Origin of the sequence: Burkholderia sp. AU19243 (genome assembly GCF_018148075.1) — a bacterium.
In the GTDB taxonomy this organism is placed as follows: domain Bacteria; phylum Pseudomonadota; class Gammaproteobacteria; order Burkholderiales; family Burkholderiaceae; genus Burkholderia; species Burkholderia latens_A.
In genome coordinates this window covers 169,868-185,655 of sequence record NZ_JAGSTV010000007.1, presented here as the reverse complement: position 1 = coordinate 185,655, position 15,788 = coordinate 169,868, and the positions used below count along the sequence as shown (strand labels likewise).

The window sequence follows — 15,788 nt, the reverse complement described above, 5'->3', positions numbered from 1 at the left end:
CCGATAATGCACCGTTCAAATGAACTTTATATGGGGCCGCGCGTATGCCGGCTCGTGCGAGCGGTATTCAGACTGCGCGGCTTGCGCGGACGCAATGAACCATCGGGCCGCGATTTCGATCCGCCAAGGCGGGCGCGGTGTCGCGCGAGCGGTGCTCCGGCCGCGACGGCCCTGGCTTGGCATCGGCTGAATCGAAGAGGAGAACCAAGATGCGTTACGTATTCGTCTACGGCACGTTGAGGGCAGGAGAAGCGAACGACATCGCCCGTGCGGCCGCACGGCACGGAATCGCCGCGCCGACGTTGCTGGGTGCGGCAGCGCTGCCCGGCGAACTATACGATTTCGGTACGTACCCTGGGATGATCGCCGGGTCGGACAGCCAGTCGCTCGTATGGGGCGACGTCTACGAAATCGACGAGCAACTGGTGCCCGTGCTCGACGAGATCGAGCGCATCTATCCTGGCGTCGACACGTTGTTCCGGCAGGAGCCGGTTACCGTCGAACTCGGCGGGCGCTCGTATGCGTGCGTTTATTATCCGGTCGCCGCGCATGCGGCGGCCGACCGTCCACGGATCGAATCGGGCGATTGGGTGCAGCATCGGCGCGAGCGGGAAGCCGCCTGAGCGATTCGGCGGCCGTCCACGCCGACGAAGAAAAAGCGCCCGCCGGGCGCTTTTTTTCATGTCGCCGGGACCGGGCCGCGCGACCTGCGGCGAGCAAGGCTGCGACGGCCCGTTCGGGGAAGACTGCCCTCGCGCTCAGATTTCCTCGTACAGCGGCAGCGTCAGGAATTCGGTAAAGCCTTCCGACGTCGACATCTGCTCGAAAATCGCCGCGGCACGCTCGTACGGCTGCGTGTTGCCGCCGACCGAGCGCTTCACGTTGTCGAGCTCCGCCTTCGCGAATTCGCGCACGAGTTCGGCGGTGACCTTGCGGCCGTCGTCGAGCACGCCCTTCGGCGAGCGGATCCACTGCCACACCTGCGAGCGGGAGATCTCGGCGGTCGCTGCGTCTTCCATCAGATTGTGGATCGGCACGCAACCGTTGCCGTCGAGCCATGCGCCGAGGTAGTGAATGCCGACGTTGATGTTGTTGCGCAGGCCCGCTTCGGTGATCGGTGCTTCAGGCTGGAAGTCGAGCAGGTTAGCGGCTTCGATCTGCACGTCGTCGCGCTGCTTCGAGATCTGGTTTGGCTTGTCGCCGAGCACCTTGACGAATTCCTCCATCGCGATCGGCACGAGGCCCGGGTGCGCTACCCAGCCGCCGTCGTAGCCGTCGGTCGCGTCGCGCTGCTTGTCCGAGCGCACGCCGCCCATCGCTTTCTCGTTCGCTTCCGGATCGTTCTTGATCGGAATCAGCGCGCTCATCCCGCCGATCGCCGGCGCGTTGCGTTTGTGGCAGGTCTTCAGCAGCAGCAGCGCATACGCACGCATGAACGGCACCGTCATCGTGATCTTCGAACGGTCGGCCAGGCAGAAGTCGCGGTCGTTCTTGAATTTCTTGATTGCCGAGAAGATGTAGTCCCAGCGGCCGGCGTTCAGGCCCGAGCTGTGTTCGCGCAGTTCGTACAGAATTTCGTCCATCTCGAACGCGGCGAGGATCGTCTCGATCAGAACCGTCGCGCGAATCGTGCCGCGCGGCACGCCGACCGCCTCCTGCGCCGCGACGAAGATGTCGTTCCACAGACGCGCCTCGAGGTGGCTTTCCATCTTCGGCAGGTAGAAGTACGGGCCCGAGCCGCGTGCGATCAATTCCTTCGCATTGTGGAACAGAAACAGCGCGAAATCGAAGATGCCGCCGGACACGCGCTGGCCGTCGACCGTCACGTGCTTCTCGTCGAGGTGCCAGCCGCGCGGACGCACGATCAGCGTCGCGACCTTGTCGTTCAGCTTGTACGACTTGCCGTTCTGTTCGAGCGAGATCGTGCGGCGCACTGCGTCCTTCAGGTTGATCTGGCCGTCGATCTGGTTCGTCCAGTTCGGCGCGTTCGAATCCTCGAAGTCCGTCATGTACGAATCGGCGCCCGAGTTCAGCGCGTTGATGATCATCTTGCGCTCGACGGGACCGGTAATCTCGACGCGGCGGCACTGCAGGTCGGCGGGCAGCGGTGCGACCTTCCAGTCGCCTTCGCGGATCGCTTTCGTTTCGGCGAGGAAGTCCGGACGTTCGCCGGCGTCGAGGCGGCGGGTGCGTTCGACGCGCGCCTGCAGCAGCGCCTGGCGGCGCGGTTCGAACGCGCGGTGCAGCGCCGCGACGAGCGCAAGCGCGTCGGGCGTCAGGATCGCTTCATAACCCGGCTTGATTTCGCCGGTGATCGCCATGCCTTGCGGCAGCGTGATCGGGGTGCTCATGAGTCTCATCTCCTTGGTCGGTCAGTTGCGGTTTCGGTGAAGGGGTAAGGCGGCAGCGCCGCGGTCGTCATGCGCCCGGGCCGGGGCGCGTGCGGTTTGCGGGTTTGCCGGACGGAGCCGGGGTGGCGAGGAATGCGAGCAGATCGGCCATGCCGCTGCCGGTGCCGTCGGGCGGCACGCCGAGTTCTTCGGCGGGCGCACCCGTGCGGTTGAGCCAGAACGTCGTGTAGCCGAACCACGCGGCCCCAGCGACGTCCCACGCGTTCGACGACACGAACACGATCCTGCGCGGGTTCGGGCCGAAGGCGGCGGTGCCGAGCGCGTACGCGACCGGGCTCGGCTTGTACGCGCGCACCGCGTCGGCCGACAGCACGCGGTCGAACAGGCCGATCATGCCGGCGCTCTTGATCGCGATGTCGAGCATGTCCGGATTGCCGTTCGACAGGATCGCGAGCGGCGGCCGCGGGTCGAGCGCGCGCAGCGTGCGCAGCGCGGGCACCGTGTCGGGATAGGTGGACAGGCACGCATATTCGTCCATCAGCCGCTTCTCGGCTGCGCTGTTCAGCGTAAGCCCGAGCCGGCGCGCGGCGAAGCGCAGCGCATCGAGCGTGATGTCGCGAAACGGGCGATAACGGGCGCCGGACGGATCGGCGAGCGTGCGCAACTGCGAGTATTCGATTTGCTTGCGTCGCCACAGCTGCGACAACCGCTCCCCGTGACCGGGAAACATCTGCTCCGCCGCGGCCACGACCGCATGCACGTCGAACAACGTGCCGAATGCGTCGAAGAGGATTGCGTCGGGAGAGGAGAGTGTCGTTGTGGCCGACATAGCCTTGCGCTCCAGTTTCAGAGGTCAAGTCGATTCTATTAGTGATCACAGGTGCTAAAAAAGACGCTAATCATCACTTGATCTTTTACTTTCATATACCTAATCTTGAGCGGCTTCAGTCAATATGCGGGGCGGGCACGCCGTCCTGTCGATTCATGGACCGGTTCAAACAGATCGAAACGTTCGCCGCGGTCGCGGCGAAGGGCAGCCTGTCGGCGGCCGCGCATGCGGAAGGCGTCGCGCCGGCGATCATCGGCCGCCGCCTCGACGCCCTGGAGGAGCGGCTCGGCGTCAAGCTGCTGGTGCGTACCACGCGCAAGCTCACGTTGACGTTCGAAGGCTCGGCGTTCCTCGAGGATTGCCAGAGGATCATCAACGACATGCAGAACGCGGAGGCGAGCGTGTCGGCCGGCGGCGTGAAGGCGAGCGGTCACCTGCGCATTTCCGCGCCGGCCGGCTTCGGGCGGCGCCACGTCGCGCCGCTCGTCCCCGAATTCAGCGGTGCGCATCCGGACGTGTCGGTGACGCTCGATCTGTCGGACCGGATGGTCGACCTCGTCAACGAAGGGTTCGATTGCGCGGTGCGGCTCGGCGAGCTGCCCGATTCGTCGCTGGTGTCGCTGAAACTCGGCGAGAACCGGCGCGTGTGCGTCGGCTCGCCCGCGTATCTCGCGCGGCGCGGCACGCCGGTCACGCTCGCGGAGCTCGCGCGCCACAACTGCCTCGCGCTCGCCGCGAACGCGAATCAGCAGCGCGGCTGGTCGTTCCAGGAGGACGGCAAGGTCGTGTCGATCCGCGTGAACGGCACGATGGAGTGTTCGGACGGCGCGGTGCTCCACGAGTGGTGTCTCGCCGGTTATGGCCTGGCGTGGCGATCCTGGTGGGAGGTCGGCGAGGACATCGCGGCCGGCCGCCTCGTCAGCGTGCTCGACGCATTCGCCGCGCCGCCGATCGGCATCCACGCGGTGTTTCCGCAGCGCCGCCACTTGCCGCTGCGCGTGCGGCTGTTTCTCGATTACCTGAAACATACGTACGAGCGGCCCGGATACTGGGGCGAGTAAGCGGCGCTCGCCCGCGTGTTTCCGATATGAGGACGAACCCGCTGCCGGCGCCGGCCGGCGTGTTTCGCGCACTACAATCGAAACAGGCATGCGCGACGCGCCGGGGCCGGCCCGCATGGGTTCGCGGCGCGCGCGGTGCGACTGACGAAGGAGGGCGCGATGTTCAGGCACATCCTCGTTCCAACCGACGGTTCCGAACTGTCGCAGAAGGCGATCGACGGCGCGATCGATCTCGCGCGCGCGGTCGGCGCGCGGGTCACGGCCTATGCGTGCCTGCCGCAGTATCCGTATTCGCCGTTTTCCGAAGTGATCATCGAGCCGCCCGCCGATTTCCGCGCGCGCAGCGAACGCGAGGCGCGTGCGCACCTCGACGACGTACAGGCGGCCGCGACGGCCGCCGGCGTCGTCTGCGACAGCTGGACGAGCGTGCATCCGTCGCCGTACCTCGGCATCATCGAGGCGGCCGAGCGCGGTGGCTGCGACGTGATCTTCATGGCGTCCCACGGACGCCGCGGGCTCGGCAGCCTGCTGATCGGCAGCGAAACGCAGCGCGTGCTGACCCATACGAAAATTCCGGTGATCGTCTATCGGTAGTCGTGGCGGCGTCCGGTGCCGCCCGGGCGGCGGCACGGCTGTGCCGCTGAAAAAAGGGCGCGCCGGACGAAGCCGGCGCGCATCGTTGCAGGCGGCCGCAGCCGCGCGCGGCCGGCCGCGCGACGTTCGCCGCGCGCCTGCCGTCTCCTCCCTGATTGTTGTCCGGTGCTGCCGATGCCGCGCGCCCCGGTGACGCGCGCGCAGCGGCGTCGCGCTTGCACGCGTTACGCGACCTTCTTGCCGTCGAAGAACTGCTCGTCTTCGGTCGAACCGTGCAGCGCGGTCGTCGACGCTTCGCGCTCGACCGTCTGCGTCACCGCGTCGAAGTAGCCGGTGCCGACTTCGCGCTGATGCTTGACGGCCGTGAAGCCCTTGTCGGCCGCCGCAAACTCGGCCTGCTGCAGTTCGACGAACGCGCTCATCTGCGTGCGGGCATAACCGTGCGCGAGGTTGAACATCGAGTAGTTCAGCGCATGGAAGCCGGCCAGCGTGATGAACTGGAATTTGTAGCCCATCGCGCCGAGTTCCTTCTGGAACTTCGCGATGGTCGCGTCGTCGAGGTTCTTCTTCCAGTTGAACGACGGCGAGCAGTTGTACGACAGCATCTTGTCGGGGAACTGCTTGTGGATCGCCTCGGCGAACTTCTTCGCATACTCGAGATCCGGCTTGCCCGTTTCGCACCAGACGAGGTCGGCGTACGGCGCATACGCGAGCCCGCGCGAGATCGCCTGCTCGATGCCGGGCTTCGTGCGGAAGAAGCCCTCGACCGTGCGCTCGCCGGTCAGGAACGGCTTGTCGTTGTCGTCGATGTCGGACGTGATCAAGTCCGCCGCTTCCGCGTCGGTGCGCGCGACCAGCACGGTCGGCGTACCCATCACGTCGGCGGCCAGACGTGCGGCCGTCAGCTTCGCGACCGCTTCGCGCGTCGGCACGAGCACCTTGCCGCCCATGTGGCCGCACTTCTTCACCGACGCGAGCTGGTCCTCGAAGTGAACGCCCGATGCGCCGGCCTCGATCATCGCCTTCATCAGTTCGAACGCGTTCAGCACGCCGCCGAAGCCGGCTTCCGCGTCGGCGACGATCGGCGCGAAGAAGTCGACGTAGCCTTCATCGCCCGGATTCTTGCCTTCCGACCACTGGATCTGGTCGGCCCGGGTCAGCGTGTTGTTGATGCGCTTGACGACGAGCGGCACCGAGTTGGCCGGGTACAGCGACTGGTCGGGGTACATTTCGCCCGCGACGTTCGCGTCGCCGGCCACTTGCCAGCCGGACAGGTAAATTGCTTTCAGCCCGGCCTTCACTTGCTGCATCGCCTGGTTGCCGGTCAGTGCGCCGAGCGCGTTGACGAACGGCTCCTCGTTGATGAGCGCCCACAGCTTTTCCGCGCCGCGCTTCGCGAGCGTGTGTTCGACGGCGATCGAGCCGCGCAGGCGGACCACGTCCTCAGCCGTGTAGTTGCGCTTGATGCCTTTCCAGCGCGGATCCGTTTCCCATTGCTTTTGCAGTTCCTGTGCCTGTTGCTGTCGCGACATGATGAGCTCCTTGATGCGGTGTGTTGCCTGTGAGTCGAATCGGACGGTGATGATGCCGTTCTCGAAGCGGGTGCAATGCGTTTCCGTTTCGTGAAGTCTTGTATAAGAGTCTAGGCAAACCGCAGGGAGCGAAACAGGGGGTGGTTCAGGGATATCGAGATTTTTTATTGATTTAAAATCAATTACTTATGTAGTGTGTTTCACAATAAGAAACGCACTTTCCCATCCCGCAATACGCACCCTTGTGCCACGCAGCATGGTTTTTTACGACGCAAAAAAATTTTTCGTATCGTGAAATTTGACGGAGGGCGAAAAAAAACCGGCGCGGAGGCGCCGGTCTGCCGGATGGGCTGGGCGGCCGAGCCGCCCGCGCGTACTTACGACGCCGAATTGCTGCGGCGCGGGCCGCTGCTGCGCTGGCCATCGCGACGCGGGCCGCCGTCGCGGCTGCCGCCCGGCTTGCCGCTCCAGCCACCGCCATTGCCGCTGCCGTAGCTGCGGCCGCTGTTGCCGCCGTAGCCACCGCCCGGCTTGCCGCCGAAACGACGACCGCCGTTACCGCCGCCCGGACGGCCGCGGCCGCCTGCGCGCTCGTTGCGCGGCGGCGCCTTGCGCGGCTCGAAGCCTTCGATCACGTTGACCGGCAGCGGCGAACGCACGAAGCGCTCGATGCGCTTGAGCGCACCTTGTTCGGCGTGGTGCACGAGGCTCACCGCGGTGCCCGAACGGCCGGCACGGCCGGTACGGCCGATACGGTGGACGTAGTCTTCCGCGAACTTCGGCAGGTCGTAATTGAACACGTGCGTGATGCCGGGGATGTCGATGCCGCGGGCTGCGACGTCGGTCGCGACCAGCACGCGCACGCGGCGCTCGCGCAGCGCACGGATCGTGCGGTTGCGTGCGCCCTGCGGCAGGTCGCCGTGCAGCGCGGCCGACTGGAAGCCGGCGTCGGCGAGGCGGCCGGCGAGCTGGTCCGCATCGATCTTGGTCGCCGTGAAGATGATCGCCTGGTCGAGCGCGTTGTCGCGCAGCAGGTGATCGAGCAGGCGGTCCTTGTGGTCGCGGTCGTCGACATAGTGCACCGTCTGCGCGATGTTCGCGCGCGATTCGATCTTGGCGGTGATCTCGATGCGTTCCGGATCCTTCAGCAGGCGGCTCGTCAGCGAACCGATCTTGCCGTCGAGCGTAGCCGAGAACAGCATCGTCTGGCGCGACTCGGGCGTTGCCGCGACGATCGTCTCGATGTCGTCGATGAAGCCCATGTCGAGCATGCGGTCGGCTTCGTCGAGCACGAGCATCTTCAATTCGGACAGGTCGATGCGGCCGCGCTCGAGGTGGTCGAGCAGACGGCCCGGCGTGGCGACCAGGATTTCGGGGTTCTTCGCGAGCAGCATCAGCTGCTGGCCGTATGCGACGCCGCCGAGAATGCTGACCGTGCGCAGGCGCTTCAGATGCTTGCCGTACGTCGACGCGGCCGTGGTGACCTGCATCGCGAGTTCGCGGGTCGGCGTCAGCACGAGCAGGCCCGGACGCGCGACGGGTTGCGGGCGGCGCGCGCGACGATCGCCCTGGTTCGGTTCACGCGGCGCGCGCGGCTGCTGCGCCTGCGCCTTTTGCAGCTGCGCGAAACGCTCGATCGCGGGCAGCATGAATGCGGCGGTCTTGCCCGAACCGGTCGGGCTCGATACCAGCAGGTCGCGGCCGGCGATGCCGGCCGGAATCGCGCGCTGCTGAACCGGCGTCGGCTTGGCGTAGCCGGCGGCCTCCAGCGCGGAGACGATCTCCGGCGACAGCCCGAGCGACGCGAAAGTCGGTTCGTCCGACGCCGGTTCGACCGCGGCCGGTGCGGCGGCGTCGTCGAGACCGAGCGCCTGGTCGGCGATCGCGTTGAGCGGGCTGGTGTTGATGCTCGAAGTCATAACAATCCTTGAAACACAGTGGGTGAAACGTCGGCGCCAATCGCGCATACCCAAGTCGTCGGATTCAGCGAGCAAATCGGGAAACGGGTGCAATCCGCCGAACCTTCGGCGGATGAGGCATTAGAAGCTGTTTTGGGTGCGGCGCGCTTCTGGAGCGGGGCCGCCAGCCTAGTTGACGACCGCGAGGGTCGAAGCAGGAGGGGACAGGTTCTAAACCGGATTGGAGCTTAACGCTACGAGGCGTCGGGCCGGAACGGCTTGCGAGCCGAGCGCGGAGATGACGCAGCCAGCATTATAGAGAAATTTGCTGCGCTGCGCCACCGATTTGATTACATCTTACGGCGAGCGGCGGGCGATCAGGACGCCGTGCCGTTCTTCAACGATTCGACGAGCTCGATGTACTGCTGTTTGGCTGCATCCGGCGGCGTCCCCTTCAGCGCTTCCCACGCGTCGTACTTGTACTTGCCGACGATGTCGGTGAAGCCCGGCTTGTCGCCGTGCGCGTCGCCGTCGGTCGCCTGCTTGAAGAGCGCGTACAGGCGCAGCAGGGTCAGGTTGCCCGGTCGCTCGGTCAGTTGCTTGACGTCGACCTGAGCCTGGTCGAAGCGGGCGGCGAGTTCGCTCATCGTGTGTCTCCGTGACGGTTTCAGATCGGCCGATCTTAACAAGGGGCGCGCCGTGCGGGGTCGAGCGATCCTTCCAAACCGCCGGCCGGCCGGCGCGTGCGTCGCGATCGGGGCCGATCGCCCGTCAGAGCGGGGCGCCGCATTACAATGTCGGCCATGACGCAAACAGTGCTCCTCGCCATCGATACGTCGACCGAATACTGCTCGGTCGCATTGCTGCGCTCGGCTTCGGCCGGTGACGCCGTTTCCACCCCGCAAACCTGGGTACGCCACGAACTGACGGGCGCCGTGTCGAGCACGCGCGTGCTGCCGGCGATCCAGGAACTGTTCGCCGAATCCGGCCTGACGTTCGCCGACTGCGACGCGATCGCATTCGGGGCCGGCCCCGGCTCGTTCACCGGGCTGCGCACCGCGACCGGCATCACGCAAGGTCTCGCGTTCGGACGCGGGCTGCCCGTCGTGCCGATCGGCACGCTGCTCGCGTGCGCCGAGCATGCGCGGCTGCGCGCGCCCGGCACGACGCGCGTGCTGGCGGCGCTCGACGCGCGGATGGACGAAGCGTACTGGGCCGACTTCGGATGGGACGACGACGCGGGCGACTGGCGCACGCTCCATCCCGCATCCCTCGATGCGCCGGGCGCCGTCGGCGTGCCCGACGTGCCGTTTACGCTTGCGGGCAACGCGGCGGCCGCGTTCGGCGCACAACTGCCGGCCGCAGCCGCCGCGGCCGTGATCGACGGCGACGCGCTGCCCCATGCGCTGGCGGTCGCGCATGCGGCGCTGCGTGCGTTCCGCGCCGGCCGTACGGTGCAGGCCGATCAGGCCGCGCCCGAATACGTGCGCGACAAGGTCGCGCAGACGACCGCGGAGCGGGTCGCGGCACGCGCCGCGCAGACGGGCGGAGCGACAGGATGACGGGCGTACTGTTGAGCGATCGTTATCTGTCGCCGATGACCGATGCCGATCTCGATGAAGTGGTCGCGATCGAGCAGGTCGCGTACGAGTTTCCGTGGAGTCGCGGAAACTTCGAGGATTCGCTGCGCAACGGCTATTTCGGCGTATGCCTGCGGCACGTGACGGGCGCGCTCGTCGGCTATTGCGTGCTGATGCCGGTGATCGACGAGATGCACTTGCTGAACCTGTGCGTTGCGCCGGCCGCCCAGCAGTCCGGCGCGGGGCTCGCGCTGCTGCGCGAAGCCGTGCGCATCTCGCGCGCGGAAGGGCTCGACGGCGTGCTGCTCGAGGTGCGGCCGTCCAATCCGCGGGCGATTCATTTATACGAGCGCTTCGGCTTCGTGACGATCGGCCGGCGCAAGAATTACTATCCGGCGCGGCATCGCAGCCGTGAAGACGCGCTGGTGATGCGTCTGACGCTGAACAAGGACGAAGGTGATGCGCATGGCGTGGGCTGAAGCAGCGCTCGAGGAACTGGGGCTCGCGCAGATCTGGGTGCGGCGCGGACAGCACGCGCCGTGCGAGGAAGCTGCGCACGTGTCGGCTGCGGAAACGGGCGCGACCGACGAATTGCCGGCCGTCGCGGCGGCGCCGGAGCCGCCGCGCCCGCACGGCACGCAGTTGTCTGCACGCACGTTGTTACGTGACGATACCCCGCCGGTTGGCGCGGCCGCACCCGCTGCGGCGCCGGCCGGCGAAGCGGCCGGAGCGACTGCACGCAGCGCGATGGACGGCGATCGCGGGTCTGCCGCTACCGCGGACGACATCCCGCCGCCTGCCGAAGACGATTTCGCGTGGTTCGACGCAGCGCCGCCCGCCGATCCGCTTCCGCCTACCGAATCGCGCGCCGGCGCGACGCCGGTCGCGATGCTCGACTGGGACGCGCTCGCCGAGCGAGTGGCCGGCTGCACGAGCTGCCGCCTGTGCGAAAAGCGCACCAACACCGTGTTCGGCGTCGGCGATCGCGAAGCGGACTGGATGCTGATCGGCGAAGCGCCGGGCGAGAACGAGGACAAGCAGGGCGAGCCGTTCGTCGGCCAGGCCGGGAAGCTGCTCGACAACATGCTGCAGTCGCTCGCGCTCAAGCGTGGCAACAACGTCTACATCGCGAACGTGATCAAGTGCCGCCCGCCGGGCAACCGCAACCCGGAGCCGGACGAGGTCGCGCGCTGCGAGCCGTATCTGCAGCGCCAGGTCGCGCTCGTGAAGCCGAAGCTGATCGTCGCGCTCGGCCGCTTCGCCGCGCAGACGCTGCTGAAGACCGATTCGAGCATCGCGTCGCTGCGCGGCCGCGTGCACACGTACGAAGGCGTGCCGGTGATCGTCACCTACCACCCGGCGTACCTGCTGCGCAGCCTTCAGGACAAGTCGAAAGCGTGGGCAGACCTGTGCCTCGCGCGCGACACGTTCGAGCGGGCCGGCGGCGCCGATCCGAACGGGCCGGCCGGGCCATGACGCACGGCGCGGCGCTCGCGTTCGTCGATACGCTGCGCGACGCCGCGGTGCGCGATCTGGGCTGGCTCCTCGCGAGCCCGAGCCTGCTGACCGCGGCGCCTGGCGCGCCGCTCGCGCGTCCGTGGGCGGACGCGGTCGAACGCGTGGCCGCAGAAGCGTGGCTCGTCGCGCTCGATGCCGCGCCCGAGCCGCTGCACCGCGCGCTCGACGCAGTGAGGCCGGTGCGGCTCGGCCGTTACGCCGAATGCCTGCTCGAGTATTTCCTGATACACGGGCCGTCGCTGCGGCTCGTCGCCGCGAACCTGCCGCTGCGCAGCAACGGCAAGACGCTCGGCGAAGTCGATTTCCTCGTCGATGCGCCGGGCGGCCAGCGCCTGCACTGGGAACTGGCGGTGAAGTGCTATTTATGCGCGCCGGTGCCGGGCGACGCTTCGCTCGCCGACTTCGTCGGCCCGAATCTCGTCGACCGGCTCGACCGCAAGCGCAGCCGCCTGCTCGACCATCAGTTGCGGCTCAGCGATCGCCACGGGTTCGCGCTGCTCGGCTACGGCGCGCCGTCCGATGCGCAGATGTTCATACGCGGCTGGCTGTTCTATCCGCATGGCGTGCCGCTGCCGCCGGTGTCCGCGGAAATCGCCGCCGACCATTCGCACGGCTTCTGGCTCACGCATGCGCAATGGCCGCGCTGGGCGTCCGCACAGCCCGGCGGCGCCGCGTGGAGCGTGCTGCCGCGGCTCGCCTGGCTCGCGCCGCGGCGCGCGGGCGCCGACGCCGCGCTGGAACCGCTCGCGCATTCGCTGACGCTGCCGTCGATATTGAATGCTCGGCAGGCGCCCGCGCTGATTGGCGTGTATCGCCGGTACGACGACGGCGTATGGCGGGAGACCGCGCGCGGCTTCATCGTGCCGGACGACTGGCCGGCCCGTGCGCAGGCGTTCGCCGCGCAGGACCGTTGAGCGTGCAGCGCGCGTCAGACGCGTCCTACCACCAGCGATGAAAGTGATGGACCGGGCCGACGCCGCGGCCGACGTCGAGTTCGCCGCTTGCGGCGATCGCGCCGGTGAGGTACGCCTTCGCTTCGCGTACCGCGCTGTCGAGATCGGGCTGCTGCGGCAGCAGTGCGGCGATCGCCGACGACAGCGTGCAGCCGGTGCCGTGCGTATTGCTGACCAGCATGCGCGTGCCGTCCAGTCGCACCGCGTGCGCCGCATCCACGAGCCAGTCGGGGCTCGCGGCCGTGTCCGGCAGATGGCCGCCTTTCATCAGCACGGCGCGCGCACCCGTGTTCAGCAGCGCGCGGCCTTGCCGGACCATGTCGTCTTCGGTGGTTGCGTGCGCATCGCCGAGCAACGCGGCCGCTTCCGGCAGGTTTGGCGTGACGACGGTCGCGAGCGGCATCAGCGCGTCGCGCAACGCGTCGACTGCATCGGGCGCGAGCAGCGCATGTGCGCTCTTCGAGATCATCACGGTATCGAGCACGACGAAGCGCGGCGCATAACGGCGCAGCGCGTCGGCCACCGCGTGTACGATCGCCGCGTTCGCGAGCATGCCGATCTTGACTGCGTCGATGCGGATGTCGTCGAACACCGCGTCGAGCTGCGCGGTCACGAACGCGGCGTCCGGCGCGTGCACGCCGGTCACGCCGCGCGTGTTCTGCGCGGTCAGTGCGGTGATTGCGCTCGCACCGTACGCGCCGAGCGCGGAGAAGGTTTTCAGGTCGGCCTGGATGCCTGCGCCGCCACCGGAATCGGAGCCGGCGATCGTCAGGATGTTGGGGATGGAATGCGTCATGATGGCAGCGCGCCGGCGCACAGACCGGCGCCGGCGGGCGGAAGCGAAATGAAACGCAAGTGTAGCGTCAGTGGCGCGACTCGCCGATCAGCGCAACCGAGTCGAACTGCCGCTGGTTCGCCTGGTGGCGGCGCATCACGAGCCACATCGTCAGGCACACGAACGTGCCGAACAGCACGATTACGACGCCGACCGGCACGTCGAGCCAGACGAGCACCGCATACAGGCACAGCATCACGAGCACCGACAGGTTCTCGTTGAAGTTCTGAACCGCGATCGAGTGGCCGGCCGACAGCAGCACGTGGCCGCGATGCTGCAACAGCGCATTCATCGGAACCACGAAGTAGCCGGACAGCGCGCCGACGCAGATCAGGAAGATGTACGCGACGATCAGGTAGACGGGCAGGCGCAGGTGGCCGAAGTGCACGGCCCAGTGTGCCGGGAACAGGTCGCGCGTGTAGAACGCCATCAGCATTACCGCGATGCCCATGATGATCCCGACCGGCAGCACGGTGAGCGATTTCTTCAGCGGAATCCGCGCGGCGGCGGCGATCGCGCCGCCCGCGACGCCGACTGCGACCACCGCCTGCAGGATCGCGCCCTCCGACAGCGACATGTTCAGCGAGACTTCGGCCCACTTCAGCACGATGAACTGCAGCGTCGCGCCGGCCCCCCAGAACAGCGTCGTGACCGCGAGCGAGATCTGGCCGAGCTTGTCGCGCCAGAGCACCATGAAACAGTCGGCGAAATCGGTAAGCAGCCTGACCGGGCCGCGCTCCTGCTTCGGATAACGCGCGCCGGTATCGGGGATTCGCAGGTTGAAGATCGCGGCGATCACGTAGATCGCCATGATGATCGCCATCGCGGCTTCGGCCGGCGTGCCGATCCACGCGGGCGTGTGCGCGATCACGTGCGACGCGATGTGCGGGCTGATCAGCGCGCCGCCGAGCACGGTGCCGAGGATGATCGAGCTGACGGTCGTGCCCTCGATCCAGCCGTTCGCGGCGACGAGCCGGTCGGCCGGCAGCAGCTCGGTCAGAATCCCGTATTTCGCTGGCGAGTAGGCGGCGGCGCCGAACCCGACGATCCCGTATGCGATCAGCGGATGCGCGCCGAACAGCATGATCAGGCAGCCGACGACCTTGATCGTGTTGGTGATGAACATCACACGGCCCTTCGGACGCGAATCCGCGAACGCACCGACGTATGCCGCGAGCACCACATAGGACAACACGAAGAACAGCTTCAACAGCGGTGTCATCCAGTTCGGGGCGTGGAGGTCTTTCAGCAGAGCGATGGCGGCGATGAGAAGCGCATTGTCGGCCAACGACGAGAAAAACTGCGCGGCCATGATGGTGTAAAAACCTTTTTTCATCTGATGCGATGCTTTCGTCGCTGCGGCAGGGCCGCGTAGGCCGCCTGGTATGCGATCGGCTTATTCCGTTCGAAATGGGTTGTGCGCACGGCTTTATAACACGAAAATACGGCAGTTCGGACTAGCAAGATTCCCCGATCGTTCCGCAAATTGTCGGCTTCGGTGCTCAAAAGGCGCGGTAAGCTGATGATTCGCAAGCGTCTTTACGTAAATTTCCCATGCCGCGCCCGATCTCCGCCACCATCCATACCGCCGCTCTCGCGAACAATCTCTCCGTCGTCCGCCGCCTTGCCGGCCCGTCCAAGGTCTGGGCGGTCGTCAAGGCCAATGCGTACGGCCACGGTCTCGCGCGCGTGTTTCCGGGCTTGCGCGGTACCGACGGCTTCGGCCTGCTCGACCTCGACGAGGCGGTGAAGCTGCGCGAGCTCGGTTGGGCCGGCCCGATCCTGCTGCTCGAAGGGTTCTTCCGCTCGACCGACATCGACGTGATCGACCGTTACAGCCTGACGACGACCGTCCACAACGACGAGCAGATGCGGATGCTGGAGACGGCGCGGCTGTCGAAGCCCGTCAACGTGCAGCTGAAGATGAACAGCGGGATGAACCGGCTGGGTTATACGCCGGAAAAATATCGCGCGGCGTGGGAGCGCGCCCGTGCGTGCCCGGGCATCGGGCAGATCACGTTGATGACCCATTTTTCGGATGCCGATAACGAGCGCGGCGTCGCCGAGCAGCTTGCGACGTTCGAGCGCGGTGCGGAAAACATTGCCGGTGCGCGCAGCCTCGCGAATTCGGCCGCCGTGCTGTGGCATCCGGATACGCACTTCGACTGGGTGCGGCCGGGGATCGTACTCTACGGCGCATCGCCGTCGGGTGTGTCGGCCGATATCGCGGATACGGGCCTGAAGCCGGCGATGACGCTCGCGTCCGAGCTGATTGCCGTGCAGACCATCGCGAAGGGGCAGGCGATCGGCTACGGCTCGACGTTTCTCGCGCAAACGCAGATGCGCATCGGCGTCGTCGCGTGCGGTTACGCGGACGGCTATCCGCGCGTCGCGCCGGAGGGCACGCCGGTGATCGTCGACGGCATCCGCACGCGGATCGTCGGCCGCGTGTCGATGGACATGCTCACTGTCGATCTGACCCCGTGCCCGCAGGCCGGCGTCGGCGCGCGCGTCGAGCTGTGGGGCAACGCGCTGCCGATCGACGACGTCGCGCGGCATTGCGGGACCATCGGTTATGAACTGATGTGCGCGGTCGCCGCCCGCGTACCGGTGCGCGCGGAATAACGGAATAAGGGC

Annotated in this window: 15 protein-coding genes; 8 read left to right on the top strand and 7 right to left on the bottom strand. The window is 67.0% G+C overall.

Annotated features, from left to right (window positions below; all coding sequences use genetic code 11):
* Window positions 1–209: 209 nt before the first annotated feature.
* Window positions 210–623, top strand: a complete 414-nt coding sequence (locus KDW55_RS15750) for a gamma-glutamylcyclotransferase family protein (RefSeq protein WP_040144513.1) — start codon at window positions 210–212, stop codon at window positions 621–623.
* A 135-nt stretch (window positions 624–758) separates the two neighbouring features.
* Here the strand turns inward: KDW55_RS15750 and aceB are convergent, their stop codons facing one another.
* A complete protein-coding gene (gene aceB / locus KDW55_RS15745) occupies window positions 759–2,351 on the bottom strand; it encodes a malate synthase A (RefSeq protein WP_040144984.1) in 1,593 nt (530 codons plus the stop codon).
* 67 nt (window positions 2,352–2,418) lie between these two features.
* Window positions 2,419–3,180 carry a haloacid dehalogenase type II gene (locus tag KDW55_RS15740; RefSeq protein WP_040144512.1) on the bottom strand — a complete coding sequence of 254 codons (762 nt, stop codon included), beginning with the start codon at window positions 3,178–3,180 and terminating at the stop codon, window positions 2,419–2,421.
* Between the two features lie 155 nt (window positions 3,181–3,335).
* Between KDW55_RS15740 and KDW55_RS15735 the strand changes: the two genes are divergently transcribed.
* Window positions 3,336–4,241 carry a LysR family transcriptional regulator gene (locus KDW55_RS15735; protein WP_040144511.1) on the top strand — a complete coding sequence of 302 codons (906 nt, stop codon included), beginning with the start codon at window positions 3,336–3,338 and terminating at the stop codon, window positions 4,239–4,241.
* Window positions 4,242–4,400: 159 nt separating this feature from the next.
* Window positions 4,401–4,835 (top strand): universal stress protein, encoded by a 435-nt coding sequence (locus KDW55_RS15730; RefSeq protein ID WP_040144983.1) that lies wholly within the window; start codon window positions 4,401–4,403, stop codon window positions 4,833–4,835.
* 224 nt (window positions 4,836–5,059) lie between these two features.
* Here the strand turns inward: KDW55_RS15730 and aceA are convergent, their stop codons facing one another.
* The 3 genes from aceA to KDW55_RS15715 form a co-directional block, all read right to left on the bottom strand.
* The gene (gene aceA, locus KDW55_RS15725; protein WP_059547756.1) at window positions 5,060–6,367 is read right to left on the bottom strand and encodes an isocitrate lyase; all 1,308 of its coding nucleotides are present in this window, start codon (window positions 6,365–6,367) and stop codon (window positions 5,060–5,062) included.
* 377 nt (window positions 6,368–6,744) lie between these two features.
* A complete protein-coding gene (locus tag KDW55_RS15720; protein ID WP_040144509.1) occupies window positions 6,745–8,286 on the bottom strand; it encodes a DEAD/DEAH box helicase in 1,542 nt (513 codons plus the stop codon).
* A 356-nt stretch (window positions 8,287–8,642) separates the two neighbouring features.
* The gene (locus tag KDW55_RS15715; protein WP_040144508.1) at window positions 8,643–8,912 is read right to left on the bottom strand and encodes an acyl-CoA-binding protein; all 270 of its coding nucleotides are present in this window, start codon (window positions 8,910–8,912) and stop codon (window positions 8,643–8,645) included.
* A 147-nt stretch (window positions 8,913–9,059) separates the two neighbouring features.
* Here KDW55_RS15715 and tsaB point away from each other — a divergent pair, with 147 nt between their 5' ends.
* Genes tsaB through KDW55_RS15695 form a run of 4 tightly spaced genes read left to right on the top strand, consistent with a single transcriptional unit; the run spans window position 9,060 to window position 12,277 of the window.
* Complete coding sequence (gene tsaB, locus KDW55_RS15710) at window positions 9,060–9,827, top strand: tRNA (adenosine(37)-N6)-threonylcarbamoyltransferase complex dimerization subunit type 1 TsaB (protein WP_040144507.1); 768 nt, start codon at window positions 9,060–9,062, stop codon at window positions 9,825–9,827.
* Complete coding sequence (gene rimI, locus KDW55_RS15705) at window positions 9,824–10,324, top strand: ribosomal protein S18-alanine N-acetyltransferase (RefSeq protein WP_040144506.1); 501 nt, start codon at window positions 9,824–9,826, stop codon at window positions 10,322–10,324. The genes tsaB and rimI overlap by 4 nt, the downstream gene beginning before the upstream one ends.
* Window positions 10,311–11,321 (top strand): uracil-DNA glycosylase, encoded by a 1,011-nt coding sequence (locus KDW55_RS15700; RefSeq protein WP_212160225.1) that lies wholly within the window; start codon window positions 10,311–10,313, stop codon window positions 11,319–11,321. The genes rimI and KDW55_RS15700 overlap by 14 nt, the downstream gene beginning before the upstream one ends.
* Window positions 11,318–12,277: a DUF1853 family protein gene (locus tag KDW55_RS15695; protein WP_040144504.1), complete on the top strand. Its 960-nt coding sequence runs from the start codon at window positions 11,318–11,320 to the stop codon at window positions 12,275–12,277. Before KDW55_RS15700 ends, KDW55_RS15695 begins: the two co-directional genes overlap by 4 nt.
* Before the next feature lie 25 nt (window positions 12,278–12,302).
* On the opposite strand, the gene thiD is transcribed toward KDW55_RS15695, so the two are convergent.
* A complete protein-coding gene (gene thiD / locus KDW55_RS15690; protein WP_212160224.1) occupies window positions 12,303–13,112 on the bottom strand; it encodes a bifunctional hydroxymethylpyrimidine kinase/phosphomethylpyrimidine kinase in 810 nt (269 codons plus the stop codon).
* A gap of 67 nt (window positions 13,113–13,179) precedes the next feature.
* Window positions 13,180–14,487 carry a lysophospholipid transporter LplT gene (gene lplT / locus KDW55_RS15685; RefSeq protein WP_040144503.1) on the bottom strand — a complete coding sequence of 436 codons (1,308 nt, stop codon included), beginning with the start codon at window positions 14,485–14,487 and terminating at the stop codon, window positions 13,180–13,182.
* A 218-nt stretch (window positions 14,488–14,705) separates the two neighbouring features.
* On the opposite strand from lplT, the gene alr reads away from it, so the two are divergent.
* Window positions 14,706–15,776 (top strand): alanine racemase, encoded by a 1,071-nt coding sequence (gene alr, locus KDW55_RS15680; protein WP_209824379.1) that lies wholly within the window; start codon window positions 14,706–14,708, stop codon window positions 15,774–15,776.
* Window positions 15,777–15,788 lie beyond the last annotated feature (12 nt).

Bases quoted from the DNA above. Each gene is read 5' to 3' on its own strand.
- aceB (WP_040144984.1), bottom strand. From the start codon at position 2,351: ATGAGCACCCCGATCACGCTGCCGCAAGGCATGGCGATCACCGGCGAA.
- KDW55_RS15740 (WP_040144512.1), bottom strand. From the start codon at position 3,180: ATGTCGGCCACAACGACACTCTCCTCTCCCGACGCAATCCTCTTCGAC.
- KDW55_RS15750 (WP_040144513.1), top strand. From the start codon at position 210: ATGCGTTACGTATTCGTCTACGGCACGTTGAGGGCAGGAGAAGCGAAC.
- aceA (WP_059547756.1), bottom strand. From the start codon at position 6,367: ATGTCGCGACAGCAACAGGCACAGGAACTGCAAAAGCAATGGGAAACG.
- lplT (WP_040144503.1), bottom strand. From the start codon at position 14,487: ATGAAAAAAGGTTTTTACACCATCATGGCCGCGCAGTTTTTCTCGTCG.
- KDW55_RS15720 (WP_040144509.1), bottom strand. From the start codon at position 8,286: ATGACTTCGAGCATCAACACCAGCCCGCTCAACGCGATCGCCGACCAG.
- KDW55_RS15730 (WP_040144983.1), top strand. From the start codon at position 4,401: ATGTTCAGGCACATCCTCGTTCCAACCGACGGTTCCGAACTGTCGCAG.
- thiD (WP_212160224.1), bottom strand. From the start codon at position 13,112: ATGACGCATTCCATCCCCAACATCCTGACGATCGCCGGCTCCGATTCC.
- KDW55_RS15695 (WP_040144504.1), top strand. From the start codon at position 11,318: ATGACGCACGGCGCGGCGCTCGCGTTCGTCGATACGCTGCGCGACGCC.
- rimI (WP_040144506.1), top strand. From the start codon at position 9,824: ATGACGGGCGTACTGTTGAGCGATCGTTATCTGTCGCCGATGACCGAT.
- tsaB (WP_040144507.1), top strand. From the start codon at position 9,060: ATGTCGGCCATGACGCAAACAGTGCTCCTCGCCATCGATACGTCGACC.
- KDW55_RS15715 (WP_040144508.1), bottom strand. From the start codon at position 8,912: ATGAGCGAACTCGCCGCCCGCTTCGACCAGGCTCAGGTCGACGTCAAG.
- KDW55_RS15735 (WP_040144511.1), top strand. From the start codon at position 3,336: ATGGACCGGTTCAAACAGATCGAAACGTTCGCCGCGGTCGCGGCGAAG.
- KDW55_RS15700 (WP_212160225.1), top strand. From the start codon at position 10,311: ATGGCGTGGGCTGAAGCAGCGCTCGAGGAACTGGGGCTCGCGCAGATC.
- alr (WP_209824379.1), top strand. From the start codon at position 14,706: ATGCCGCGCCCGATCTCCGCCACCATCCATACCGCCGCTCTCGCGAAC.